28 protein-coding genes are annotated in these 24,881 nt (G+C 61.6%); 13 read left to right on the forward strand and 15 right to left on the reverse strand.

Features of this window, described 5'->3' with window-relative positions; genetic code table 11:
* Positions 1 to 112: 112 nt before the first annotated feature.
* Positions 113 to 1,774 carry an MFS transporter gene (locus LDB26_RS06280; protein WP_257541993.1) on the forward strand — a complete coding sequence of 554 codons (1,662 nt, stop codon included), beginning with the start codon at positions 113 to 115 and terminating at the stop codon, positions 1,772 to 1,774.
* Here the strand turns inward: LDB26_RS06280 and LDB26_RS06285 are convergent.
* Complete coding sequence (locus tag LDB26_RS06285) at positions 1,771 to 2,376, reverse strand: nucleotidyltransferase family protein (protein ID WP_257541160.1); 606 nt, start codon at positions 2,374 to 2,376, stop codon at positions 1,771 to 1,773. The two genes, LDB26_RS06280 and LDB26_RS06285, sit on opposite strands and share 4 nt — an antisense overlap.
* 154 nt (positions 2,377 to 2,530) lie before the next feature.
* Between LDB26_RS06285 and folE the strand changes: the two genes are divergently transcribed.
* The 6 genes from folE (at position 2,531) to LDB26_RS06315 (ending at position 7,412) form a co-directional block, all read left to right on the forward strand.
* Positions 2,531 to 3,139, forward strand: a complete 609-nt coding sequence (folE, locus tag LDB26_RS06290) for a GTP cyclohydrolase I FolE (protein WP_257541162.1) — start codon at positions 2,531 to 2,533, stop codon at positions 3,137 to 3,139.
* Positions 3,136 to 3,972 carry an SDR family oxidoreductase gene (locus LDB26_RS06295; protein ID WP_062064789.1) on the forward strand — a complete coding sequence of 279 codons (837 nt, stop codon included), beginning with the start codon at positions 3,136 to 3,138 and terminating at the stop codon, positions 3,970 to 3,972. The genes folE and LDB26_RS06295 overlap by 4 nt, the downstream gene beginning before the upstream one ends.
* Before the next feature lie 108 nt (positions 3,973 to 4,080).
* A complete protein-coding gene (locus LDB26_RS06300; protein WP_062064791.1) occupies positions 4,081 to 4,857 on the forward strand; it encodes an enoyl-CoA hydratase in 777 nt (258 codons plus the stop codon).
* A 159-nt stretch (positions 4,858 to 5,016) separates the two neighbouring features.
* Positions 5,017 to 5,646 carry a class I SAM-dependent methyltransferase gene (locus LDB26_RS06305; RefSeq protein WP_257541164.1) on the forward strand — a complete coding sequence of 210 codons (630 nt, stop codon included), beginning with the start codon at positions 5,017 to 5,019 and terminating at the stop codon, positions 5,644 to 5,646.
* Between the two features lie 66 nt (positions 5,647 to 5,712).
* Positions 5,713 to 6,645, forward strand: coding sequence for an ABC transporter ATP-binding protein (locus tag LDB26_RS06310; RefSeq protein WP_257541166.1), 933 nt, complete (start codon positions 5,713 to 5,715; stop codon positions 6,643 to 6,645).
* Positions 6,642 to 7,412: an ABC transporter permease gene (locus LDB26_RS06315; RefSeq protein WP_062064797.1), complete on the forward strand. Its 771-nt coding sequence runs from the start codon at positions 6,642 to 6,644 to the stop codon at positions 7,410 to 7,412. The genes LDB26_RS06310 and LDB26_RS06315 overlap by 4 nt, the downstream gene beginning before the upstream one ends.
* A gap of 11 nt (positions 7,413 to 7,423) precedes the next feature.
* On the opposite strand, the gene LDB26_RS06320 is transcribed toward LDB26_RS06315, so the two are convergent.
* The 5 genes from LDB26_RS06320 to LDB26_RS06340 all read right to left on the reverse strand — a co-directional run bounded on the left by LDB26_RS06320 (position 7,424) and on the right by LDB26_RS06340 (position 10,757).
* Entirely contained in the window at positions 7,424 to 7,744 is a 321-nt protein-coding gene (locus LDB26_RS06320; RefSeq protein WP_062068717.1) for a hypothetical protein, read from the reverse strand.
* A gap of 102 nt (positions 7,745 to 7,846) precedes the next feature.
* The gene (locus LDB26_RS06325) at positions 7,847 to 9,211 is read right to left on the reverse strand and encodes an MATE family efflux transporter (protein ID WP_257541168.1); all 1,365 of its coding nucleotides are present in this window, start codon (positions 9,209 to 9,211) and stop codon (positions 7,847 to 7,849) included.
* Positions 9,212 to 9,221: 10 nt separating this feature from the next.
* Positions 9,222 to 10,154, reverse strand: coding sequence for a DUF808 domain-containing protein (locus tag LDB26_RS06330; protein WP_062064802.1), 933 nt, complete (start codon positions 10,152 to 10,154; stop codon positions 9,222 to 9,224).
* Between the two features lie 97 nt (positions 10,155 to 10,251).
* Positions 10,252 to 10,497 carry a hypothetical protein gene (locus LDB26_RS06335; RefSeq protein WP_062064805.1) on the reverse strand — a complete coding sequence of 82 codons (246 nt, stop codon included), beginning with the start codon at positions 10,495 to 10,497 and terminating at the stop codon, positions 10,252 to 10,254.
* Between the two features lie 2 nt (positions 10,498 to 10,499).
* Entirely contained in the window at positions 10,500 to 10,757 is a 258-nt protein-coding gene (locus LDB26_RS06340; RefSeq protein WP_306812054.1) for a hypothetical protein, read from the reverse strand.
* A 194-nt stretch (positions 10,758 to 10,951) separates the two neighbouring features.
* On the opposite strand from LDB26_RS06340, the gene LDB26_RS06345 reads away from it, so the two are divergent.
* On the forward strand, positions 10,952 to 11,257 hold the full coding sequence (locus LDB26_RS06345) for a hypothetical protein (RefSeq protein WP_062064809.1): 306 nt from the start codon (positions 10,952 to 10,954) through the stop codon (positions 11,255 to 11,257).
* Positions 11,258 to 11,419: 162 nt separating this feature from the next.
* On the opposite strand, the gene rplI is transcribed toward LDB26_RS06345, so the two are convergent.
* From rplI to rpsF, 3 genes are read right to left on the reverse strand one after another with little or no spacing between them, the layout of a single operon-like run.
* Positions 11,420 to 12,016 carry a 50S ribosomal protein L9 gene (gene rplI, locus LDB26_RS06350; RefSeq protein WP_257541172.1) on the reverse strand — a complete coding sequence of 199 codons (597 nt, stop codon included), beginning with the start codon at positions 12,014 to 12,016 and terminating at the stop codon, positions 11,420 to 11,422.
* Positions 12,017 to 12,029: 13 nt separating this feature from the next.
* Positions 12,030 to 12,254: a 30S ribosomal protein S18 gene (gene rpsR, locus LDB26_RS06355; RefSeq protein WP_004212076.1), complete on the reverse strand. Its 225-nt coding sequence runs from the start codon at positions 12,252 to 12,254 to the stop codon at positions 12,030 to 12,032.
* 13 nt (positions 12,255 to 12,267) lie between these two features.
* Positions 12,268 to 12,672: a 30S ribosomal protein S6 gene (gene rpsF / locus LDB26_RS06360; protein WP_257541174.1), complete on the reverse strand. Its 405-nt coding sequence runs from the start codon at positions 12,670 to 12,672 to the stop codon at positions 12,268 to 12,270.
* Between the two features lie 222 nt (positions 12,673 to 12,894).
* Between rpsF and LDB26_RS06365 the strand changes: the two genes are divergently transcribed.
* Positions 12,895 to 14,295: a GntP family permease gene (locus tag LDB26_RS06365; protein ID WP_257541176.1), complete on the forward strand. Its 1,401-nt coding sequence runs from the start codon at positions 12,895 to 12,897 to the stop codon at positions 14,293 to 14,295.
* A gap of 61 nt (positions 14,296 to 14,356) precedes the next feature.
* Here the strand turns inward: LDB26_RS06365 and LDB26_RS06370 are convergent, their stop codons facing one another.
* The 5 genes from LDB26_RS06370 to LDB26_RS06390 form a co-directional block, all read right to left on the reverse strand.
* Positions 14,357 to 14,731, reverse strand: coding sequence for an RcnB family protein (locus LDB26_RS06370; RefSeq protein ID WP_257541180.1), 375 nt, complete (start codon positions 14,729 to 14,731; stop codon positions 14,357 to 14,359).
* Positions 14,732 to 14,989: 258 nt separating this feature from the next.
* Positions 14,990 to 16,195, reverse strand: a complete 1,206-nt coding sequence (locus tag LDB26_RS06375) for an ABC transporter permease (RefSeq protein WP_062064819.1) — start codon at positions 16,193 to 16,195, stop codon at positions 14,990 to 14,992.
* Positions 16,195 to 16,908: an ABC transporter ATP-binding protein gene (locus LDB26_RS06380; RefSeq protein WP_257541182.1), complete on the reverse strand. Its 714-nt coding sequence runs from the start codon at positions 16,906 to 16,908 to the stop codon at positions 16,195 to 16,197. The genes LDB26_RS06375 and LDB26_RS06380 overlap by 1 nt, the downstream gene beginning before the upstream one ends.
* A gap of 4 nt (positions 16,909 to 16,912) precedes the next feature.
* Positions 16,913 to 18,460 carry an efflux RND transporter periplasmic adaptor subunit gene (locus tag LDB26_RS06385; protein WP_257541184.1) on the reverse strand — a complete coding sequence of 516 codons (1,548 nt, stop codon included), beginning with the start codon at positions 18,458 to 18,460 and terminating at the stop codon, positions 16,913 to 16,915.
* Positions 18,450 to 19,937 (reverse strand): efflux transporter outer membrane subunit, encoded by a 1,488-nt coding sequence (locus LDB26_RS06390; RefSeq protein WP_062064823.1) that lies wholly within the window; start codon positions 19,935 to 19,937, stop codon positions 18,450 to 18,452. The genes LDB26_RS06385 and LDB26_RS06390 overlap by 11 nt, the downstream gene beginning before the upstream one ends.
* Positions 19,938 to 20,093: 156 nt before the next feature.
* Between LDB26_RS06390 and fabD the strand changes: the two genes are divergently transcribed.
* A complete protein-coding gene (gene fabD / locus LDB26_RS06395) occupies positions 20,094 to 21,029 on the forward strand; it encodes an ACP S-malonyltransferase (RefSeq protein WP_257541186.1) in 936 nt (311 codons plus the stop codon).
* A gap of 20 nt (positions 21,030 to 21,049) precedes the next feature.
* The gene (gene fabG / locus LDB26_RS06400) at positions 21,050 to 21,790 is read left to right on the forward strand and encodes a 3-oxoacyl-[acyl-carrier-protein] reductase (protein ID WP_062068719.1); all 741 of its coding nucleotides are present in this window, start codon (positions 21,050 to 21,052) and stop codon (positions 21,788 to 21,790) included.
* Here the strand turns inward: fabG and LDB26_RS06405 are convergent.
* A complete protein-coding gene (locus tag LDB26_RS06405) occupies positions 21,744 to 22,910 on the reverse strand; it encodes a glycosyltransferase family 87 protein (RefSeq protein ID WP_373886169.1) in 1,167 nt (388 codons plus the stop codon). The two genes, fabG and LDB26_RS06405, sit on opposite strands and share 47 nt — an antisense overlap.
* 280 nt (positions 22,911 to 23,190) lie before the next feature.
* Between LDB26_RS06405 and LDB26_RS06410 the strand changes: the two genes are divergently transcribed.
* Together LDB26_RS06410 and fabF are read left to right on the forward strand one after the other, a co-directional pair.
* On the forward strand, positions 23,191 to 23,424 hold the full coding sequence (locus tag LDB26_RS06410) for an acyl carrier protein (RefSeq protein WP_007689016.1): 234 nt from the start codon (positions 23,191 to 23,193) through the stop codon (positions 23,422 to 23,424).
* A 191-nt stretch (positions 23,425 to 23,615) separates the two neighbouring features.
* Entirely contained in the window at positions 23,616 to 24,875 is a 1,260-nt protein-coding gene (fabF, locus tag LDB26_RS06415; RefSeq protein ID WP_062064829.1) for a beta-ketoacyl-ACP synthase II, read from the forward strand.
* Positions 24,876 to 24,881 lie beyond the last annotated feature (6 nt).

The following is a 24,881-nucleotide window of genomic DNA, read 5'->3' on the forward strand; positions in this document are numbered from 1 at the left end:
CTGCCGTAGGGTCAGCAGACTAACAGAAACCCCGTTCCCTTCTTCATCTCCCTCTTGGTTTCCCGTGATTCGCCGGTTTGACGCCTCCGCCATTTTCGGCTTCACCGTTGATGTGTCCGAGGCTGATTCCCCCACCGCGCCGTCGCCCCTTTCCATTCCCATTTTCCGCGCCATCTGGCTGGCCAGCCTTTCCTCGAACTTCGGCGGTCTCATCCAGTCGGTCGGCGCGGCGTGGATGATGACCTCGCTTTCCGGCTCTTCGATGATGGTGGCGCTGGTTCCCGCCGCAACGACGCTCCCGATCATGCTGCTGTCGCTTTGGGCCGGGGCGGTTGCGGACAATCTGGAACGGCGCAAGGTGATGCTGGCCTGCCAGTGCTTCATGCTGGTCGTCTCGGCCGTTCTCGCCATTGCCGCGTGGCAAGCCATGCTGACTCCGTGGATATTGCTGGGCCTGACCTTTTTGATCGGTTGCGCCACGGCGGTGAACGGCCCGGCATGGCAGGCGTCGGTGGGCGACATGGTGCCGCGTTCGGTCCTGCCTAGCGCGGTGAGCCTCAACAGCATGGGGTTCAACCTGGCACGCAGTATGGGTCCGGCCTTGGGCGGCGTCATCGTCGCCGCGGCTGGCGCGGCCGCTGCATTTCTGACTAACGCTGTCAGCTATATCCCGTTGATCTTCGTTCTGGCCCGCTGGAAACCGGAAAGAGCGCCGCAACTACTCCCGCGTGAGCGTCTGGGCGTGGCGATGCGGGCCGGCGTGCGCTATGTGGCGATGTCGCCCAATATAAAGCTTGTGCTTGTCCGTGCGCTGGCTTTCGGATTTGGCGCTAGCGCCGTATCGGCCCTCATGCCGCTTGTCGCTCGCGATGTGTTGGGCGGCGGCGCGCTCACCTTCGGTTTGCTCAGCGGCGGCTTCGGTATTGGCGCGGTAGGCGGCGCGTTGAGCACTAGCCGCCTGCGCGTGCGCTATTCCATAGAGCGGATCGTGCAGATCGGGACATTCTCCCTCGCTGTCGGTACAGCCATCATGGGGTTGAGCGCCTGGTTGCCGCTTGCCATCCTGGGTTATCTGGTGGCCGGTGCGGGCTGGGTGGTGGTGCTCGCCACTTTCAACGTGTCGGTGCAGATGTCCGCACCACGCTGGGTGGTGGCGCGCGCCGTTGCCTTTTACCAGATGGTGGTTTTCGGCGGCATGGCGGTTGGCGCATGGATATTCGGAACCGTCGCCGAAGGGCACGGCGTTGTCCTCGCGCTCCATGCCGCCGCGGCCGCGCAATTCGCCGTCATGCTGATTGGGTTGGTCCGCCCGTTGCCGCAAACGAGCGAGGACAATCTCGACCTTCAGAATCTCTGGCGCGAACCTGAAACGGCGGTGCCGGTGGAAGCGCGGAGCGGGCCTGTGGTGGTGACGATCGAATATCGCATTCCGCCTGGTTCGATCGTGCCGTTTCTTACAGCGATGAGCGAACGCCGCCGGATCAGGCGGCGGGACGGCGCGCATGGATGGTCGTTGATGCGCGATCTGGGCGACCCGGAATTGTGGATCGAACGCTATCATGTGCCCACCTGGCTCGATTATGTTCGGCACAACCAACGCCGCACCTTCGCCGATCAGGCCAATAGCGAGGCGATACATGCGCTGCATAGCGGACCCAACCCGCCCACCGTTCATCGCATGCTGGAGCGGCAGACGGGTTCGCTACCGCTCAGCCGCGCGCCCGATCCGCGTGAAATGGGCGATCCGATGACCGACCCCACCCGGTCGAGTTAATCAGGCCCGTCCGTCGCGGGTTGCCAAGCCATCAGATCCTCTGGCGTATCGATGTCGCGCAACAGATTGCCGTGGGTTTCAATCTGCACCCCGTGGCTCAGCAGCGCGCGTGCCCCCTGATCGCCGCGCAACGTCAGCAATTCCCCAAAATGTTTCCGGCCGATGAAGGCAGGCGGGGAGGGGGAAAAGCCATCGGTGCTGGCGACGACGGACCGGATGTCGATCGCGGCCATGCATATGCGGTTATAATGGGTCTGCGGCACGTCCGGCATGTCGGCCAGGCATATGAGTATGCCGCGGATACGCCGGATCGGCATGACATATTCGACCGCGCGCACGATGCTGCTGGAAATGCCCTCTTCGGGCTGTTCATTGACGAGAATGGTGTATCCGCGCCTCTCAAGCTTGCGATGGATGACCGGCGCCTGCCCGAGGGGGCGAGTCACCGCGATCAATTCGCCAAAGGCCATGGAAGCGACTGTTTCCAGCACATGCTGGACGACTGGTTTGCCGCGCAGGTCGGCCATCAGCTTGTCTTCCTTGCCAAAGCGGGAGGAAGTGCCCGCCGCTAACAGCACGGCCGCGATGCGTTCAGTTCGCATGGAAGGCCGCAATGGATGGCATATGCTCGATCACGCTCCTTGAACTCCCGGATTTGCCACTGAAGCGATCCGGTGTCCAGCTTGCCCGAAAGGGCTGGCCTTCGCGAGTACGAGACGCCATATGCAGGGCCGAAACCAAGGAGCGGTCTTTATCATGATATATGATCCCGATGCGGAATCCGTTGGGGAATCCTCGAAAGAGCCCGTGCCGATCGAGGTGTCCGATGCGATCCGCACCCTGATCAGATGGTCTGGTGACAATCCGGAGCGGGAAGGGCTGATAGAAACGCCCGAGCGCGTGGCCCGTGCTTGGCGGGAATATTGCCGCGGCTATGGAGACGATCCGGCCTATCATCTATCCCGCATTTTTCATGAAGTCGGCGGTTATGACGATGTCGTGCTGCTCAAGGACATTCCCTTCCAGTCGCATTGCGAACATCATATGGCGCCGATCATCGGAAGGGCGCATATCGCCTATCTGCCCGGCGATTATGTCGTGGGCATATCGAAGCTTGCACGGGTCCTGCACGCCTTTGCCCATCGCTTGCAGGTGCAGGAACGGCTGACGTCCGAAGTCGCCAATTGCATCTGGGAAAATCTGAAGCCTCAGGGCGTAGCCGTGGTGATCGAAGCGACGCACGGATGCATGACGGGCCGTGGCGTGCGAACGCCCAACGTCATCATGAAGACCAGCCGTATGCTTGGTGTATTCCGCGATGATGAAAAGAGTCGCGAGGAAGTGCTGAAGCTCATCGGCTCGTGAGTGGACGGGACGCATCCTATCGTCCGCTGGGACGTGCGCGGCGCGAAGGTGAAGGGGGCGCGGCCCCTCTCGCCGGGAAGCGGCTTGCACTGGTCACAGGCGGGCATCGCAGGTTGGGCGCCCATATCGCCGCCGCGTTCGCCGGAGCGGGATTTTCGCTCGCCATCCATGGCAGCCACGATACCCGGCTCGACTCCCATCTTGCCCTGGCACTGGAGGAGAACGGGACGGAATGGGAAGGCTTCGTCGTCGATTTCTCCGATCCCGAAAGTGCCGAGGAACTGATCGCGCAGGTCGCGGAACGCTTTGGCCGTCCGCCCGATGTGCTGGTGAATGGTGCGGCGCTGTTCGGGCAGGACCGGCTGGGCGACGTCACGGCCGATGATCTGATGCGACATTATGCCGTCAATTGCGCGGCTCCGACCTTGCTGACCAAGGCCTTTGCCATGGTTCCCGCAGGGACGGGCGATCGATGTATCGTCAACATACTCGATCAGAGGATCGATCATCCGCATGAAGATCAACTGGCCTATACGCTTTCCAAACTGGCATTGGCGGGCCTGACCCGATTGAGCGCCAACAATCTGGCGCCCCGGATCAGGGTGAACGCGGTGGCGCCGGGGCTGACCATTCCGACGCCGGATTATAATGAAACGCAGATGGAGCAACTGAAGAGCCTGATGCCGCTGGACAGCCTGCCGCAGCCCGAACAGATCGCCGAAGCGGTTCTGTATCTGGCGCGGGCGACTGTCGTGACGGGGCAGACCCTTTATGTCGATGCCGGCGCGCATATGCGGAGCTATGACCGGGATTTCATGCATTTGTACCGTTAAGATTTGCGGCTTTGCAGGGATTTTTTGGTGGTGATGGGAAAAGAGCCCGCCTAGAGCGCGGGGCATGGTGGGCGCTTTCGCGCTGTGGGCAGATCGAAGGAGACAGCAATGGCTTATGAAACGATTTTAGTGGAACAGCGGGACGCGGTGACGCTCATCACCCTGAACCGTCCGCAGGCGCTGAATGCGCTCAACACCCAGGTGCTTGCCGACCTCGGAGCGGCCTTTGCGGCTTTCGATGCCGATCCGTCCCAACATTGCGCGGTCGTGACTGGCAGCGAAAAAGCCTTCGCGGCAGGCGCCGACATCAAGGAAATGGCGGACAAGCCTGCGGCGGATTTCTTCCTGGAAGATTTCTTTTCAGGCTGGCAGTCAAAGGTAGTGGCGACGCGCAAGCCATGGATTGCCGCCGTGGCCGGCTTCGCCTTGGGCGGTGGCTGTGAGCTGGCGATGATGGCCGACTTCATCATTGCCGCCGACACGGCCAAATTCGGCCAGCCCGAAATCAAGCTGGGCGTTGCGCCGGGCATGGGCGGGTCGCAGCGCCTGACGCGCGCGGTGGGCAAGGCCAAGGCGATGGAAATGTGCCTGACCGGCCGCATGATGGACGCGCAGGAGGCGGAGCGTTCCGGCCTGGTCGCGCGGATCGTGCCGGCGGCGGACTTGCTCGACGATGCCTTGAAAACAGCGACCACCATTGCGTCCATGCCCCCCATGGCAGCCATGGTGAACAAGGAAATGATCAACGTCGCGTTTGAAACGGGTCTGGCGCAGGGATTGCTGACCGAGCGCCGCTTTTTCCAGATACTGACCGCGACGGAAGACAAGAAGGAAGGCATGGCTGCTTTTGTCGAGAAACGTCCCGGCGTTTGGAAGGGGCGTTGATTCACATTCGGCCCGCCACGATCTGTAGATGGTGGCGGGCTGATCGCTTTGGCCCGTGGAATGGTTAATTGACTGGGGCCATGCCGAAACAGAATCGACGCGGCTTTATCTCACGGTTAAGAGGGCTCGCAACGGAAACGGAGCGGTCGCATTTCGCCCATGCAGCATAAGTCAAAGCGCAGTCGGGCGATCGCCATGCCCCAGAGCGAATTTCGCACCCGTGCATCCGAATATCTGGATTTCCTCGGCGCCTGGTTGAAAAAGCCGCGCCAGACGGCGTCTGTCGTTCCGAGCAGTCGTTATCTGGCGCGTCTGATGGTGTCGCATATCGACCCTACAGATGGCCGCGTGCTGGAATTGGGCGGGGGCACGGGCGTCTTTACGCGGGCCATATTGGAAACCGGCCTCCCGACGGAAAAGCTGGAAGTAGTGGAAATCAACCCGGCATTCGCGAGAGGATTGCGGCGGCACTTCCCCCATGTGGAGATTTTGGAAACCCCCGCTCAGGTCGTGTCGACCGTCGCTGCTGGAGAACCGGGCGAATATCAGACGGTCATCAGCGGGCTGCCACTGCTGGCCATGGATCGCGCCATGCATGTGGACATATTGACCGAAGCCTTCCGCATGTTGCGTCCAGGGGGCTGTTTCATCCAGTTCACCTATGCCATGCGCCCACCAGTCAATCGGGACATTCTCGATATGCTGGACCTGGATGTCGTTCGGGTTGGGCAGACGGTCAGGAATTTTCCTCCCGCGACGGTGTTTCGGTTTTTCCGCCGGGGAGAGTGAGCGAACGCTTGTCTGGCGGGGCCAAGCGCCTATGTTCCCGGCAAAGCGAAAGGGGCCTTGCCGCACATGGCATCGATCATCACTATTTCCGGCCTGACGAAAAGCTATGCGTCGGGCTTTCAGGCGCTCAAGGGCGTGGATCTTTCGATCGAAGAGGGTGAGATTTTCGCGCTACTGGGCCCCAATGGCGCGGGGAAAACGACCCTGATCTCGATAGTCTGCGGCAATGTGCGGCCTAGCGGCGGTTCTGTATCGGTCGCGGGTCATGACATTATCCGTGACTATCGCGGCGCTAGGTCCGCCATCGGTCTTGTGCCGCAGGAATTGTCCACCGACCAGTTTGAGCGCGTTTTGGACACGGTCGCCTTTTCCCGCGGCCTGTTCGGAAAACCACGCAATGACGTCTATATCGAAAAGGTGCTGCGCGACCTGTCCTTGTGGGAAAAGCGGCACAACAGGATATTGGAGTTGTCGGGGGGCATGAAGCGTCGCGTCATGATCGCCAAGGCGCTCAGCCATGAACCGCGCGTCCTGTTCCTGGATGAGCCGACGGCGGGCGTGGACGTGGAATTGCGGCGTGACATGTGGAAACTGATCGGGGAACTCCGCCAGATGGGCGTCACCATCATCCTGACCACCCATTATATCGAGGAAGCCGAGGAGATGGCGGATCGCGTGGGCGTCATCAACAAGGGCGAACTGGTGCTTGTCGAGGATAAGGTCGCCCTAATGCGGAAACTCGGGAAAAAGACGCTGACGATCACCCTCGCGGAACCGCTTGCGAAGGTGCCGGACGAACTGGCTGAATGGAGCGTATCCCTGAAGGCCGAGGGGAGCGAAATGGAATATCTGTTCGACACGCGGGTCGAGCGCACGGGTGTGTCTTCCCTGCTTCGCAAGCTCGGCGATCTTGGCATAGCCTACAAGGACCTCAACACGCAGCAGAGCAGCCTGGAGGATATTTTCGTTAGCCTGGTGCATCAGGAGAAGGCGGCGTGAGCGGCCCCAATCTGCGCGCCATATGGGCGATCTACAAATTCGAGCTGCACAGATTCCGGCGCACGCTTCTGACCGGGCTTCTGGTGCCGGTCATCACGACATCGCTCTATTTCGTAGTCTTCGGCGGTGCAATCGGTTCGCGCATGACGGAAATCGACGGCATTCCCTATGCCGCCTTCATCGTGCCGGGCCTCATCATGATGTCCATGTTCACGGAAAGCATTTTCAATGCCAGTTTCGGGATATACATGCCGAAATTCACCGGCACCATCTATGAACTGCTGTCCGCGCCGGTTTCAGCGACGGAAACCGTGACCGCCTATGTGGGGGCGGCGGCGACGAAGGCCTTCATCGTCGGCATCATCATCTTCGCGACGGCGCATCTGTTCGTCGATCTACCCATCGCGCACCCCTTCGCCATGGTCGCTTTCATGGTTCTTATAGCGATCAGTTTCTGCCTGTTCGGTTTCATTCTGGGCATATGGGCGCAGAGTTTCGAGCAGTTACAGGTCATTCCCATGCTGCTCATCATGCCGATGACCTTTCTGGGTGGCGCTTTTTATTCCATCCACATGCTGGGCGAGCCGTGGCGAACGATTACGCTGTTCAACCCGATCGTCTATCTGATCTCCGGCTTTCGCTGGACCTTTTTTGGCAAGGGCGATGTGGGGATCGAATTCAGCATCGCGTTCATCGGGGCGATGCTGGTGCTGTGCATTGCGATTGTGGGATGGATATTCAGGACGGGCTACCGCCTGAAGAAATAGCCTCCGGCGGATCAGGCCGTCGCGTTTTCGGATTGGACAGCGAACAGGGTCACGCCCTTATATTTGTCGTCCGTTTCATCATAAAGGCCATGCATGGCTTCAAACGGCTCATCGACTACGCCGATATTGCCCAGGCCCGACAATTTGAACGTGCCCAGCTTCAATTCCCGCGGAGACCTGCCATCCCGTTCGATCGTCACCGCGTCGATGAACATTTCATCATGGCGGGTATAGAGGATGTGCGGCGCCAGCTTCACGACCATCTTGTTATAGGTCGCGATCAGGCATTTCTGCAGGGCTATGGCTTCAAAGATGTTAGTCGGCGCTTGCATGATGCCGCTGAGCATTACCGATTCGTCCGGGTGTCTTCAATTGTTTTGTGCGCTGCGTCATTGGGTCGCGGGAAATCGTGATTTATCACTCCATCGCTTTCGCTAATGGGAAAGAAGGCCCAGTTTTTCGCGCCTTGTCCAGCGAATCACCAGCAAAACCGCTACGACGCTGAGCCCGCTCGCAAGACCGATCCAGATGCCAAGGCCGCCCAGGCGAAGGGGAAAGGCAAGGAATGCGCCCACGCCGATACCGATGATCCAATAGCCGATCAGCGCGAAGACCATGGGAATCTTCGTGTCCCGAATACCACGCAGCACGCCTGCTCCAACGGCCTGTGTCGCGTCGACGAGCTGGAACAGGGCCGCAACACCCAGAAACGTGACGGCAAGGGCGATGGTCCGACTATTGGCGGGATCCTGAACGTCGAGGAAAATGGCTATCAGCGATCGCGGGAAGCTGACCAGTAGCGCAGCCGCGATGAATGCGAAACCGACGCCGATCATCAATGAAAGCCAGCCGGACCGGGCGATCGCCGCTTTGTCCCTGCGACCATGGGCGAGGCCCACTCGCACGGTTGCCGCCTGTCCCATGCCCATCGGCACCATGAACAGCAGGGACGCGATCTGGATGGCGACGGCATGAGCTGCCAGCGTTTCCCGGCCAAGAAGGCCCATCAGCAGCGCCGAGGCGTTGAATACGGCGCTTTCCAGCCCCAGCATCACCGCTATCGGTAATCCCAGCCGCCATATTGCGCGAAGCCGTTCCTTGTCCCTCTTCCAGAAATGGCCAAGCAGCCGGTAACGGCGGAAACCCCGGTCGCGCAAGATAACGAACAGCAGGGCGAAGAACAGGAAGGAGGAGGAGAAGGTGCTCGCCAGGCCCGCGCCCAATATGCCCATGGCAGGCAATCCGAGATGGCCGAAGATGAGGACCCAGCCCATCAGAATATTGAACGGAATCGCGCACAGCATGATGATGACGGCCCATATTGGCCGTTCGAGTGCTGAAATGAAATTCCTGAGCGTCGAAAAGCCGAGAAATGGCAAAAGCGCCCATTGCAGGCCATGCATCAACTCGCCTGCCTTCTGGGCGAGAGAGGCATCCTGCCCCATGGCCCGCAGGATGCCTTCGCACTGCCAGAGGATGACCCAGGCCGGCACGGCGAAAATCAGGGCGGCGCGCAATGTCTGATGAACGGTGCGTCGAACATCCCGCACCGAATGGCGGCGGCGTCCGCGTTCCTCGGCGATCAGTGGTGCGGCGGCCGTCACCAGTCCCATGCCGAAAATCAGCATGGCGGCGAACAGGTTGATGGCAAGTGCGCCCGCAGCGACCGCATCGGTCCCCAGCCAGCCGAGCAGCAGCAGGTCGGTGGCGGCAATCGCGGACCAGGCGATGTTGCCCGCTATCATGGGCAGGGCAAGCGTCAGCAAAGCCCGCGTTTCATAACGCCATGCCAGATTCATCGCCAGGGCTTCAGTGCTTTGCGGGGAGAAGATGGAGCAGCGCGACGATGATAGCGCCAATCGCCAGTCCCACGATGCCAGACCCGATCGCGCTGACTACCCATTCGATCACAGCGCCCATGGCGGGAAGAGCGAGGGCGGCGCTTTCAGCCATGCGTTGAATGGCGCCAGGGATCAGATCCCAGTGGAATTCATGAAGGCCATGCACGATCAGGCCACCACCCACCCAAAGCATCGCGGCGGTGCCGACGACGCTCAATATCTTCATGAGGACCGGCATGGCCAAGACCAGCCCACGTCCCAGCATCCGCGCAAGGGCGGAAGTCCGTTGCGCCAGATGCAGGCCGATATCATCCATTTTCACGATGAAACCGACGACGCCATAAACGCCTGCCGTTATCAGGACGGCCACGACCAGCAGGATGATGGCCTGCTCCCACAGCGGTTCGGTAGCGACCGTTCCGAGCGCGATGGCCATGATTTCTCCCGAAAGGATGAAATCGGTGCGGATGGCTCCGGAAACTTTCTGGTCTTCCAGTTCCTGCGAACTATGCGTCGCGAGCGCTTCCTCAGCCAGATCATGATCGCCCCGCAACGCCTCGACCAGCTTTTCGGTCGCTTCGAAACAGAGAAATGCGCCGCCCAGCATGAGAAGCGGAGGGAGTAGCCAAGGGGCCAGCGCGCTGAGCACAAGGGCGGCTGGAAGAAGAAAAAGCAGCTTGTTACGCAGCGAGCCCTTGGCGATCTTCCATATGATCGGAAGTTCGCGATCCGGGGTCAGCCCCATGACATAGCGAGGCGTCACCGCCGTATCGTCGATCACGACCCCGGCGGCCTTGGTTCCGGCCTTTCCCGCCGCCGCCGCGACATCATCCAGCGACGTTGCCGCCAGTTTCGCTATGCCCGCTACATCATCCAGCAGCGCGATCAGACCCGAGGGCATGAATTTTCAGCTTTCCCCTGTGGGAAGCTGGCAATCAGCTTCCCTGCTTCGCGGTCATAGAAGGGTGTGGGGAAAGGAGCAACGCCGCAACGCTGCCTCAGGCCACCCCACGGAAATTGGCGGGCGGATCGCTCGCGGGGAAGGATTCGTCGGATTGTTCGTCCACCAGATCCCAATCTTCGGCATTTACATGTTGTTCGGCCGGGCCGGCGTCCCGGATGATACCTGACGATCCGGCACCGCCCCGATCGTCGCGACCCCGTTTCGCTTTCCAATCCCGCCAGCCTTTCCAGGCCACCGTTCCGATGCCCGTCAGGAAAGCCAGCTTCAACAATGATTTCATGGTCATTTCTCCCGCGATTTTTGAAGGTGAATCCAATCCGCCGGATCGCCGCCAACGGCCTTCTCCGATAGCGTAAGTTCGCCTTCTTCATCCGCCCCGGCAGGCAGTTCTGGATGGGCTTTTTCTCTTGTCGGTGCTGCTTGCCAGCGTTGACGCAAGGCCGCCTCAATCATGGAGCGCCAGATCTCGCCAGCACCCGCTTCCATCATGGCGGCGTCCGGTTCCTTGAGGATGGCGAGGATGCTGGCCGCATCTTCCACGCGGTCCGTCCATCGGTCCGGCTGATCGGCGGAAAGATGACGGGCCAGGCGTTCGATGAGGGCGCGTTGCTCCATGACGGGGGAACGTCCTTGCCCTGCTCCTGTTCCGATCATTTTGTGACGCGGTCGCAGCGATGTGAACCGATGCGCGTCTCACGGGTTCCGCTGGGGTTGGGGCTGGCAGGAGAATGACGATGCCGCAGGGCGACAAGAGCAGCTACACGGACAAGCAGAAGCGCAAGGCCGAACATATTGAGGAAGGCTATGAAAAGCGCGGCGTATCCAACAAGGAGGCCGAACGGCGCGCATGGGCCACGGTGAACAGCGAATCGGGCGGCGGCAAGAAATCCGGATCGGGACGCGGCAAGCCCGAAAACCATGCCGCTTCCCGCAAGGGCGGCCGCAAAGGCGGTGGGGCATCGGCGCGGCGTTCTGCGGCCGATCGCTCGGCCGCCGCGAAAAAAGGATGGGAAACCCGGCGCAGGAAAGCAGGCGGATGACTACGGAAGGGAAGTCTGGACGAGTGATGGAAACATTCCCACTCAGTTAGGAAATGTCACCTTGTGGCTGAAAGCAACCATCCCAGGATCGGGAGGCGTGAACTATTCAATAAAAAAAGCCGCCCGGAGAAGGGCGGCTTCTTTTTTGTCCCGTCGGGAAGCTCAGGCTTCCTCGACCGGAGCCTCTTCGGCTTCCGTGGCGATTTCGCCCGGTTCGGCGTTCGGATCATAGTCTTCGGTGAAGCCTGCCTCGTCCTTTTCGAACAGGTCAGCCATCACGTCTACGCCCTGCGCCTGCAGATCGGCTTCTTCCGGCGAGCGGGCGACGTTCACCTGAATGGTGACGGCCACTTCCGGGTGCAGCGCGACCTTGACGTCGAAAACGCCCAGCGTCTTGATCGGACGTTCCAGCACGACCATCGCCTTGGTGACGTTGTTTACGCCATCGGCATGCAGTGCATCCACCACGTCGCGGACGGCGACCGAACCGTAAAGATGGCCGGCGTTGGACGACTGGCGAATGAGGACGATCTGCTTGCCGTTGACGCCTTCGGCAGCCTTTTCGGCGTCGGTGCGGCGAGCGGCATTGTCAGCCTCGATCTTCGCGCGGTTGGCTTCGAAGACCTTTTTGTTGGCGTTGTTGGAACGCAGCGCCTTCTTGTTGGGCAGCAGGTAGTTACGGGCGTAACCGTCCTTCACGGTGACGACATCACCGATCGCGCCCAGCTTCTCGATCCGTTCGAGGAGAATGATTTCCATGATTTCTACTCCCTCACTTCACGATGTAGGGCAGCAGGCCCAGATGACGGGCGCGCTTGATGGCCTGGGCCAGTTCGCGCTGCTTCTTGGCGGACACCGCCGTGATACGGCTGGGAACGATCTTGCCGCGTTCGGACACGAAGCCCTGCAGCAGACGAACGTCCTTGTAATCGATCTTCGGCGCATCCTTGGCGGCGAAGGGGCAGCTCTTGCGGCGGCGGAAAAACGGGCGTGCCATTGTTCAGATCTCCTTATTCGCCAGCCGGGGCTTCGTCGCGGTCGCGACGCGGACCACGATCGCCGCGGGGGCCACGCTCACCGCGTTCGCTACGCTCTTGCTTGCGCATCATGACCGACGGGCCGGTTTCCAGCTCATCGACCTTGATGGTCATATAGCGAATCACGTCTTCGTTGATCTGGGTCTGGCGCTCCAGCTCGGCGACCACGCCAGCAGGGGCGTCGATGTTGAGCATGACGTAATGCGCCTTGCGATTCTTGGCGATCTTGTATGCGAGCGAACGCAGGCCCCAGGTTTCAACCTTGGTCACCTTGCCCTGCATATCCTCGACGATCTTGGTGGCGGTTTCCGCCAGCGCGTCCACCTGCGCCTGTGCCAGATCCTGGCGCGCAAGGAACACATGCTCGTAAAGAGCCATGGGTATTGCCTCATCTGTTGGCCGATCGCTGACGTGCGCCCCATGCGCAGCGCCCCTCCGGCTGTCGTCTCAAGCATTCTTCCGCACGCGATCGAGTCACCCCTATCCCGTGCGAAGCGGCGCCTATGACGGAAATGCATGGGAAAGGCAAGGAGGAGTTGGCTTGCGCCGCCGCACGGCATAGATAGCCGGATCGGAAGAGCAAGGAAGAGGGAGGGGGCTATGGCTGTCGGCATTGCGACGCTGTCGCTGATATTGTTGATGCTGGCGGCCTATCGGGGGATGAGCGTCATATTGATGGCGCCCCTGCTGGCGATGCTGGCGGTGTTCCTGACGGACCCGTCCGCCGTGCCCGCTGTCTTTTCCGGCCTGTTCATGGAGAAGGTCGCCAGTTTCCTTAAGCTGTATTTCCCGGTTTTCCTGCTGGGCGCGCTGTTCGGCAAGCTGATCGAGATTTCGGGCTTTTCCCGCGCCATCGTCACGGCCGTGATTGGCTTTGTGGGGGCGGAGCGGGCGATTCCCGCCATCATGCTGGTGACGGCCCTGTTGACCTATGGCGGCGTTTCGGTTTTCGTCGCGGTGTTTGCGGTTTACCCCTTCGCGGCGGAGATGTTCCGGCGCGCGGACATCCCCAAACGGTTGGTGCCCGCGACCATTGGCCTGGGCGCGATCACCTTCACCATGGACGCCATGCCGGGCACGCCGCAGATTCAGAACATCATCCCTACCAGTTTCTTCGGCACGACTGCCTGGGCCGCGCCTGTGCTGGGGTTGATCGGATCGGCCTGCATCATGGGGATGGGGCTAGCCTATCTGGGCTGGCGCCGCCGGTCGGTCATGGCGGCCGGGGAGGGGTATGGCGCGCCAGAAACATTGCTCAACGAGCCGGAACCGGTCGCTGACGATGTAAAAACACCCGCGCTTATCGCCCTGCTGCCACTGCTGGTGGTGGGATTTGGCAATCTGGCGCTAACCATATTGATCCCGCGCATCTGGGCCGGAGATGAAATCAGCGTGCCGCTTGCTGGCCTGGCCGAACCGGTAACGGTCAAAGTGGCGCAAATGGCGGCGCTTTGGGCGGTGGAAGGCGCGTTGCTGCTGGGCATAGCGACAATCCTGCTCTTCGCCTTTCCTGTCGTGGCGAAGCGTTTTGCCGAAGGGTCGAAGGCGGCGGTCGGTGGCGCGCTGCTGGCGGGTATGAATACGGCGGTTGAATATGGGTTTGGCGCGGTAATCGCTGCGCTGCCTGGTTTCCTGATCGTCAAGGAGGCGCTGAAATCGGTGCCCAATCCGCTGCTCAACGAAGCGATCACGGTCACGTCGCTGGCGGGGATTACCGGATCGGCCTCCGGCGGACTTTCCATCGCGCTGGCCGCGATGGCGGACCAGTTCATGGCGGCGGGCGATGCAGCGGGCATTCCGCGTGAAGTGCTGCACCGGGTGGCGTCCATGGCGTCGGGAGGGATGGACAGCCTGCCGCACAATGGTGCGATCATCACCTTGCTGGCGGTGACGGGCCTGACCCACCGGCAGGCTTATAAGGACATATTCGCGCTGACGCTCATCAAGACGCTGACCGTGTTCATCGTCATCGCCGTTTATTATCTGACCGGATTGGTGTGATATGCAAAAGCGCCCCGGGGAGGAGAATCCCCGGGGCGCTTCCCGCCGCTCGGAAGGCTGATTAACGCAGGGCGCCTCCGATCACCGCGCCGATGATGCCGCTGGCGATCGCAACCAGCACCGCATCATTGCCCGACCGCACCCAGTGATAACCACGCGGCGGAGTGGAGAGGCGATAGTTGCGGTAGTTGTCGACCACCCGATAGTTGTTCGCATAGCGGCGGTCGAAACGCTGACCCTTCGCCCAGTGGCGGTTGTTGTTGCGATAGTCGTTCTTGCGGACGACGGTCTTTTGCCGAACCACGGTGCGGCCGTGTGGACCCTGCTTCACGACGCGGTGGACTTCGCGATGGGGGGCGGCCTGCGCCTGTGCTGTGACCATCGGGCTGGCGATCATGGTGGTGGCGGCCAGGGCCATCAGGAACTTCTTCATCATCGTAACTGCTCCTTCTTCGATCTCGGGCGCCGTTCCGTGGCGTCGAAGACAGAATTAGGATGGGCTTGTCGCAAGCATGTGCCGGGCGGAGTGCGATTGTGTCGGAAATTGTATCAGGAAGCGATCCAGTCTGAATGGATGTTCATAAGTCCGCGAAATCTGCGGGATAGCTTGCGTCTTCGCCGCAAACAGGCGCAAGGGAAACGCCCCGGAATGTTCACCGGGGCGTTTCCTGCAAATGTCGAAACTATATCGCCCCTATTCGTGGCGCAGCGCGTCTATGGGATTGAGCGCGGCGGCGCGCCGGGCAGGGAAATAGCCGAACACAACGCCGATCGCCGCTGAAAAGAGGAAGGCGATAAGGTTTACCTTCACGTCGAAGATGAAGGGCACCTGCATCAACGGCGCGATGGCGATGGATGCGATCAGGGCGAGGAACAGGCCGATGACGCCGCCCAGGCAGGATAGCACGATCGCTTCCACCAGAAACTGCATCAACACTTCCCGCGCGACCGCCCCGATAGCGAGGCGGATGCCGATTTCCCGTGTCCGCTCCGTCACGGACACCAGCATGATGTTCATGATGCCGATGCCGCCGACCAGCAGGGAAATAGCCGCCACCGCCGCCACGATCTGCGTCAGGATGGTGGTGGTGCCGGTCAGCGTGTCCGAAATCTGCTTGGTGTCGAAGACGTTGAAATTATCCTCCGCCCCTGCCTTGATCTTGCGCCGTTCGCGCATCAGTTCCTCAAGGCTGCTCTGCACGGCGGAGGTGTCATAGGCGTCGTCCACCGCGATCATGATCTGGCTGATGTCGCGGTCGCCGGTGAAGCGGCGCTGCACGAACTTGATCGGCATGACGACGACATCGTCCTGATCGCCAAAGCCGCCTTGGCCACGCGTGGCGAGCACGCCGATGACCTGGCAAGAAACGCCCTTGATCCGCATCCGCTTGCCGACGGGATCATTGCCCTGGAACAGGTTGGTGCGGACGGTATTGCCGATGATGCAGACGGGTTTCCCGGCCTCTTCCTCATCCGGCATGAACAGGCGGCCTGCATCGGCCTTCCAGCTTTGCACCTCGAAATAGGCAGCGGTGGTGCCGTAGACGGTGGTGGACCAGTTGCTGCCTTCATAGATGCCCGTGCCGCTCGACTGCACCAGCGGCGCGACGGCGCGCACGCCGGTGAGCTGGTTTTCGATGGCGGTCAAATCCTGCGGCTTGAAATCGGGCGGGCGAGGACCGCCACCGCCGCGGCCGAAGCCCTGGCCGGGACGCAGTTGCAGCACATTGGCGCCCAGCGAACTGATCTGCTCGCGCACGGCGGCGGTGGCGCCATTGCCCAGCGTCACCATGGTCACGACCGCCGCGACGCCGATGATGATGCCGAGCGTCGTCAGGAAAGATCGCATCTTGTGCCGGTTGATTGCGCGAAGGGCGAGGATGACGGTGGTGCCCAGCATCAGGCTGCCCCTCCTTCCTGAATCCCCTCGACCAGCCCGTCCTTGAAGTGGACGATGGTGTGGGCAAAGGCGGCCATGTCCGGCTCATGGGTGACCATGATGACCGTGATGCCGCTGTTGCGGTTGAGGTCGGTCAGCAGCTCCATGATCTCCACCGACCGTTCGGAATCGAGATTGCCGGTCGGTTCGTCGGCGAGCAGTACAGCGGGTTGGGTCACGATGGCGCGCGCTATGGCGACGCGTTGCTGCTGCCCTCCTGAAAGCTCAGCGGGCGTGTGGTCCCACCATTCCTTGAGGCCGACCTTGTCCAGCGCGGCCATGCCCGCTTCGTAGCGCATTTTCTTGTCCTCGCCCCGGTAGAGCAGCGGCAGCTCCACATTCTCCAGCGCGTTGGTGCGGGCAAGCAGGTTGAACCCCTGGAACACGAAGCCCAGATAGCGGCGGCGCAGCAATGCGCGCTGATCGCGGTCAAGCGTTTCGACATGTCGCCCCTTGAACAGGAATTCTCCCGCCGTCGGCACGTCAAGGCAGCCCAATATGTTCATCGTCGTCGATTTGCCGGAGCCGGACGGTCCCATGACGGCGACAAAATCACCTGGCCTTATATCGAGGTCTATGCCTTTGAGTGCCTGAAACGCGGTGGGGCCGCTGCCGAAAACCTTGGTGATGCCGCGCAGCGAAATGATCGGCGCGGCGGTGCGATCCGGAGTCATGCCGTTAAGTCCCGTTGCCCCGGCTCGTGCCTCGTTGTTCATTCCGCTGGCCTTGCGGCGTGGCGGGGGAGGGGCTGACCGGAGCCGTTTCCGGCGGCGAATCGCCGGAATTGCCGAGTTTTCCAATCGTGGCGGGACTCCCGTCGGCCGCCTTGTTGCGGGGCGCGGCCTTGCGCGCGCCATCGCCCTGATCGGCCCTTTGATCCTCGGCGGGCTGCTGCTGCCCGGCGGCAAGCTGACCCGTGATGACCCGCATCCCGGCTTTCAGGTCGCCCCCGATGATGGCGGTGCGGGAACCGTCGCTTGCCCCGATCGTGACCTGCACGGCCTTGGGCTCGCCATTCTCATCCTGGACATAGACGGTCTGGCTGCTGCCTGTGCCGAAGCTCACCTGCCGGGTGTTGCCCCGGCGGAAACGGCGCGGACCGGGCACGATCTGGCTGGTGATGCCGCCGCCCTGGCTGGCGCCGGTGCTGGGCTTGAAGCGCAGCGCGGCATTGGGAACGAGCAGCACGTCATGCAGTTCCTGCGTCACGACATCAGCGGTCGCCGTCATGCCGGGGCGCAGCGTTTCATCCTGATTGTCGACTGCAAGCACCGCCGTATAGGCGACGACCGTGCCTGCGGTGGTGCTTGTCGTGCTGCTGGATGTGGAGGATGAGGATGAACTGCTGCTGTTCGATCCGACATTCACCCGCGTGACCTTCGCCGGGAAGGTGCGGCCGGGGAAGGCGTCGACCGAGAAATTCGCGCTCTGGCCTTCCTTCACCTGTCCGACATCGGCCTCGTCGACCGACACCTCGACCTCCATCTTGGTAAGGTCTTCGGCGATGGTGAACAGGACGGGTGCGTTCAGGGACGCTGCGACCGTCTGGCCCGGTTCGATGTCGCGCGACAGCACCACGCCGGTGACGGGCGAAACGATCTGCGCGATCGACAGGTTGGTCTGCGCGGTGGAAAGCTGGGCCTGCGATACGCGGACCTGCGCCTGCGCCGAATTGAGATTGCTGAGCGCGGACTGGTAATCGGCGCGGGCCGCATCCAGTTCCGTCTTGGCGGGGACGCGTCCGCCCGACAGCTTGAAGACGTTCAGTTGCCGGTCCAGCGTCGCTTTTGCGAGGGCGAGTTGGGCCTGCGCCTGCGACACGCCCGCCTGCGAGGAAACGACCTGCGCGCGATTCTGGTTGATGGTGTCGACCAGACGGCGCGTATCGAGTTCGGCCAGTTTCTGGCCCTTTGTCACGCGATCATTCACATCGACATAGACCGCCGTGATCTTGCCAGATTGTTCGGAACCCACATCCACCTGATTGATCGGCTTGAGGTTGCCGGTGGCGGAAACGGTGACGGTCAGGTCGCCCTTGCGTACCTCGCGGGTCGCATAGTCGGGCTTGTCATCGCCTGAAAAGCAGCGCGCCAGCAGCAGGATCACGATCAGCAATACCAGGCCGATGCCACCCCGGATCGCCCATTTGCGCCACGGCTTTTCCGGCTTGGCGCCAAGGAAGTCGTTCAGATCCTGATCCTGATCCGTCGTCACATCATTGCTCATGATTTTGCTCATTGGGGGGACGGTTTTCCATGTTCTGCCAGCCGCCGCCCAGCGCATTATAGAGCTGGGCGATGGCGAGCACTTCATCGGCTTGCGCGGAAGCAAGACTGTTGCGGGCGTTCAAAAGCGTGGATTCGCTGGTGGAAAGCGTCTGAAAATCGATCAGTCCCGACTGATATTGGCTGCGGGCCATGATCGCGGCGTTGTTCGATGCTTCGAAGGCGGTGGCAAACTCCGTCTTGCGGGCTTGCGCGCTGCTGAGCGCCGCCATGGCGTTTTCCACATCCTCCAGCGCGGTCAGCACGCTTTGCTTATAGAAAGCAAAAGCGCCATCGGCGGCCGCTTTCTGCGACCGGAGTTGTGAGGAAAGACGGCCACCATCGAAGATCACCTGCGCGACATTGGCAAAGACGCCGCCCGTCACCAGATCGAACAGGTTTTTGAACGCGTTGGAGGTGGTGCCGATATTACCGCTGATCCCCAACGAGGGATAAAGCTGCGCCTGCGCCACGCCGATCCGCGCAGTGGCGGCCGCCAGAGCGCGCTCCGCCGAACGCACGTCAGGCCGCTGACGCAGCGTGTCGGCGGGAATGCCCGTGGCGATCTGTGTCGTGGCGGCCGGAATGGGGGAAGGGGCTTCAAGCGTGCGCGTCGCTTCGCCGGGTGCTTGTCCGGTCAGGACCGCGATGCGGTTGAGGCTGCCTTTCAGACTGGCCTCGAGCTGGGGGATGGATGCTCTGGTCTGCGCCAGTTGCGCCTTGGCCTGCTGTTCGTCGAGGGAGGAGACAAGCCCTGCCTGCAACCGCCAGTTGGCGATGTCGTAATTATCCTGCTGGATGGTCTGCGTTTCCCGCGCCACCTGAAGCTGCGCCTGCGCCAGCCGCGCCTGCACATAGTTGGTGACCAGTTCGGAAATGATGGTCATTCGCACATTGGCAAGATCATAGCCGGAGGCGGCCAGATCGGCGCGAGCGGCTTCTGCCGAGCGCGAGAGTTCGCCGAACAGGTCGATCTGCCAGCTTGCATTGGCGCGCAGGGAATAGCTGCTTGACCAGTTGCCCGTTCCGCCGCCGATGGGATTGCCGCTGCTGTCGAGCCGTCCGCCCGCATCCTGGCTGCTGTAATTGCGCCCGCCGCTGCCTGACGCGTTCACTTGCGGCAGAAAGGACGCATTGGCCTGCCGCAGCGATTCCCGCGCCTGCCGCAGCCGTGCCTGCGCCTGCACTATGTCGAGATTTCCGGCGATCGCCTGATCGATCAGGTGGCTGAGCGCGGGATCGTTGAGTTGGGTCCACCAGCTTGCCAGATCGGCCTCGCTGACCGGGGCGGACGTGCCCTGACTATAGGCGGCGGGAAGCCCGAGCCCCGCCGTTTCAGGCGGGCGATAATCGGGGCCGGCGGCGCAGGCCGCCAGCGTCAGCGTCGTTCCGGTGATCCAGGCTATGCGATATCGCACCTTTTCCTTGCACTCCGTCATCGTTAAAGGGGCCGCAGACAGCTGCTCAGGGGCGATGTTGCGGCGCTTGGCGAAATAACTGCCTAAATCGCGAGGGCGCCTCAACGACAATGTTGTCGTAAAGTGTAACGGTCTTGGAAAACAGCGTTTTCCGCCATCGGGTTCAGAAGGTGAAGCATGAGGGCATTTCTATTTCCGGGTCAGGGGAGCCAGTCGGTTGGCATGGGCAAGGCGCTGGCCGATGCGAGCACGGCGGCGAGGGAATTGTTTCAGGAAGTCGATGACGCGCTGTCGCAAAATTTGTTCCGCATCATGGTGGAAGGACCGGAAAGCGACCTGACGCTTACCGAAAATGCCCAGCCCGCGATCATGGCCAATGCGCTGGCGACGCTGCGGGTGATGCAGAGGGAAGGAGGCTTTTCGCTGGCCGACAAGGGCGATTATGTCGCCGGGCACAGTCTGGGCGAATATAGCGCCCTTTGCGCGGCGGAGGCGTTCGATATCGCGACCGCGGCGAAGCTGCTCAAGCTGCGCGGCCGGGCGATGCAGGCTGCCGTGCCGGTGGGTGAGGGCGCCATGGCGGCTCTGCTGGGCGCGGACATTGAAAAAGCGCAGGCTCTGGCCGATGCCGCCGCGCAAGGCGAAGTCTGCACCGTCGCCAATGACAATGATCCCACGCAAGTTGTGATCTCCGGCCACAAGGGCGCGATCGAGCGGGCGGTGGCGCTGGTCAAGGATCATGGCATCAAGCGCGGTGTTCTCCTGCCTGTATCGGCTCCTTTCCACTGCCCGCTGATGCAGCCCGCCGCCGAAGCGATGGAAGAGGCGTTGTCGAAGGCGGCGATCCATGCGCCGCTATTGCCGGTTTACGCCAATGTCCTGGCGGCTCCCATTGCCGACCCTGCCGAAATCAGGGCGCGACTGGTGGAGCAGGTGACGGGCCGCGTGCGCTGGCGCGAATCCGTGGCGGCGATGTGGGACGCGGGCGTCTCCGAATTTGTCGAACTGGGCGGCAAGGTGCTTGGCCCGATGGTGAAGCGCATTGCGTCCGACGCCACCGTCCGCAGCATCGTGACGATGGACGATATCGAAGCGGCTCTGGCCGAATTCTGACGAGACGGGGATAAAAAATGATGTTCGATCTGACAGGCATGACCGCGCTGGTGACGGGCGCTTCGGGAGGCATCGGCTCCGCTATCGCAAAATCGTTGGCAGCGCAGGGGGCGACGCTCGCTCTTTCGGGCAGCAATGAGGAAAAGCTGAAAGCCTTCGCGGCGGAACTGGGCGGCGATCATAAGGCGCTCGTCTGCAACCTGTCCGACGCGGCTTGCGTCGATGCGCTGGTGCCGCAGGCGGTGGAGGCGTTGGGCGGCAGGATCGACATCCTCGTCAACAATGCGGGCATCACCCGTGACAATCTGATCCTTCGCATGAAGGACGATGAGTGGTCAGATGTGATCGCGGTGAACCTCGAAGCCGTGTTCCGCCTTGCCCGCGCCGCCGCCAAGCCGATGATGAAGGCGCGCTTCGGCCGTATCATCTCCATCACCTCGGTCGTGGGCGTCACCGGCAATCCGGGACAGGCCAATTATGCGGCGTCCAAGGCGGGCATCATCGGCATGTCCAAGTCGCTGGGGCAGGAACTGGCGAGCCGCGGCATCACCGTGAACTGCGTCGCTCCGGGTTTTATCCGCTCCGCCATGACCGATGCGCTGAACGAAGCGCAGAAGGGCGCGATCCTCCAGAAAATCCCGGCGGGCGATCTGGGCGCTGGCGAGGATATCGGCGCTGCGGTCGTCTATCTGGCGAGCCGGGAAGCAGGCTATGTCACTGGCCAGACGCTGCATGTGAATGGCGGCATGGCGATGATCTGAGATTGGCGAGCGCGCCGTCGAACCGGACGGCGCGCCGTAATGCGATGAAGAGCACGGCGATGGCCGCGATCATATCCACTGGAATACCGGTCGTCGCATTCATCCAGCGGCCAAAAAGGGGCGCGACCCAGGCATAGGCCAGCGCCGTGCGTTCCCCAGGCAATTCGCCGCGTTTCAGCATGTCCGCCGACAGGAAGGCGATGGCGACGCCAAGCAGCACGAAATCATAGTCCAGCACATAAGGGGTGCACAGCAGCGCGGCGGACAGGGCTGCGCCTCCGCGTGCTTCCACGGACCCGCGCCGCGTAATGAGGGCAGCGGTTGCAATCGCGGCGAAGGTCACGACCCCCTGAACGGCATAAGCCGCTGGAACTGAGCCACCCCATTGCCGTATCGCGGAAAACGGGCTTGGAATCTTCTCCCAGCCCGTATTGCCGCTTTCGATGACGATGTGGCGCGTCAGGGGCAGGGAATCGAGGAAGGCTTGCCAAACCGGCCAGCCCCAAATGGCGAAAGTCAGCAGGCAAAGGCTTACGCTGGCCATCCCGGCGGCGGCAAACGCCCGCCAGTTTCCCCGTGCCGCGATCAGCACCGGGATTAACACGGCAAATTGCGGTTTGTAGACGAGCGTTCCCAGCAGGATGCCGGCAATCCACGGACGCCGGTCAAGCAGTAACATCCCGCCGCCCAGCAGGCTGGCCGTAAGAAAAGCATTCTGCCCATGGGCAAGGCAAATCAGGACGACAGGCGCTCCTATCGCCGCCAGCCACGCGTCGCGCTCTTTGGGAAGGATTTGGCGGATGAGAAGGAATGCGAACGCGAGCGTCGATCCCTGCCACAGGATCAGCGCAGCGATATAGGGAAGCTGGGCGAGCAGGACGGCCAACAGAAGGAAGGGCGGGGGATAATGCCAGCCATAGAAGGGGATGGCCGCGTCCTGGTGCAGCGCCTGCTGGACAGCATAGTGGGCGCGCCAGTCCCAGACATCGGCGGCGCGGCCATGATCGGCCAGCCATCCGGCAGTCCAGACGTTGGAAAAATCCGTTCCGATCGGTCGCCCCAGAAAATCCACGGTTCCTTGCGCTGTCAGGAAAAGAATCGCGATTGCCCCGATCGTCATGACGGCCATCAAGCTGGCCGTTATTCGGATACGTTCGCGCGAAATATGGCGGTCTGGGCAAAGCCGTTCGATCATGCGCGATATGTCGCAAATTCGATTGAACTTTTGGTAAATAGACGGTTATCGCCTTGATTTCGGGATTGGGTGTCGCCGGATTGCAGCCCGTAGTGCATGTAGGCACTTGGCTCTGTTGCCTCTTGCCTCTATCGGAGCTTGGCTTTAGGGCATCCCTTAACGGATATTCATACCAACCAACGATACCCAGTAAAAAGGACCACTCATGAGTGAGACCGCGGATCGCGTAAAGAAAATCGTCGTCGAGCATCTGGGCGTCGAAGCCGAAAAGGTGACCGAGGACGCAAGCTTCATCGACGATCTGGGCGCAGACAGCCTGGATATCGTCGAGCTGGTGATGGCGTTCGAGGAAGAATTCGGCGTCGAGATCCCTGACGATGCGGCTGAAAAGATCGCTACCGTCAAGGACGCGATCGACTATATCGACAGCAAGCAGTAAGGGCGTTTTGCGGCTCGCCCCACCGGCAGGCCGCTGCGCTTGAAGGAAAACGGCTCCTCCTGTCCGGTCTTCCGGGTCTTGGGGAGCCTTTTCGTATCTGGCGCGCTGGTTCCCCGTGTCAGCTTTCGACAATCGGTTCGCAAGCGGCTAAAGGGACTGGCGGAAGCCAATAAGGAATTTCGGAGCAAGATATGCGTCGTGTCGTCGTAACCGGTCTCGGCATGGTGAGCCCGTTGGGAGCGGATGTCGAAACCACCTGGAAGAATATTCTCGCGTCGAAGTCCGGCGCGGCCACGATCGCGCGCTTCGATGCTACCGATTACAAATGCCGCATCGCCTGCGAAGTGAAGCCGGTTGGCCATGAATATGGCTTCGATGCGAATCTGGAGGTCGATCACAAGATTCAGCGTCAGGTCGATCCCTTCATCGTCTTCGGCATCGCCGCCGCGAGCGAGGCGCTCAAGGACGCGGGCCTGACCGACATGAGCGAGGAGGAACGCCTGCGCGCGGGCTGCTCCATCGGTTCGGGCATCGGCGGCCTGCCGGGTATTGAAAGCGAATCGCTGGTTTTGGCGAACAAGGGGCCAAGCCGCGTTTCGCCGCACTTCGTTCATGGTCGCCTTATCAACCTGATCTCCGGTCAGGTGTCCATCAAATATGGCCTGATGGGGCCGAACCATGCCGTCGTCACCGCCTGTTCGACTGGCGCGCATTCCATCGGCGACGCGGCGCGCATGATCGCGATGGACGACGCCGACGTCATGCTGGCGGGCGGCGCGGAAAGCGCGATCTGCCCCATCGGCATCGCGGGCTTCGCGCAGGCGCGGGCGCTCTCGACCGGCTTCAACGACACGCCGGAAAAGGCTTCGCGGCCCTATGACGTCAACCGCGACGGCTTCGTCATGGGTGAAGGCGCGGGCGTCGTAGTGCTCGAAGAATATGAGCATGCCAAGAAGCGCGGCGCCAAAATCTATGCGGAAGTCGTGGGCTATGGCCTTTCGGGCGACGCCTATCACGTCACCGCGCCGCATCCCGAAGGTTCGGGCGGCTATCGTTCGATGGAAATGGCGCTCAAGAAATCTGGACTGTCGCTGGCCGACATCGATTATGTGAACGCGCATGGCACATCGACCCCGCTGGGCGACGAACTGGAACTGGGGGCGGTCAAGCGGCTGTTCGGCGACAATATCGCCACCATGTCGATGAGCTCGACCAAATCCGCCATCGGACATTTGCTGGGCGGCGCGGGCGCGGTGGAGAGCATCTTCTGCATCCTCGCGATGCGCGACCAGATCGTGCCGCCGACGCTCAACCTTGACGAACCGAGCGAAAGCTGCGCGGGCGTGGACCTGGTCCCGCACGTCGCGAAGGAACGCAAGGTGCGCGCGGTGCTGAACAACAGCTTCGGCTTTGGCGGCACTAATGCATCGCTCATCATGAAGGCGGTCTAAGGACAT

This window comes from Sphingobium sp. CFD-1 (genome assembly GCF_024611115.1).
Classification (GTDB): Bacteria; Pseudomonadota; Alphaproteobacteria; order Sphingomonadales; family Sphingomonadaceae; genus Sphingobium; species Sphingobium baderi_A.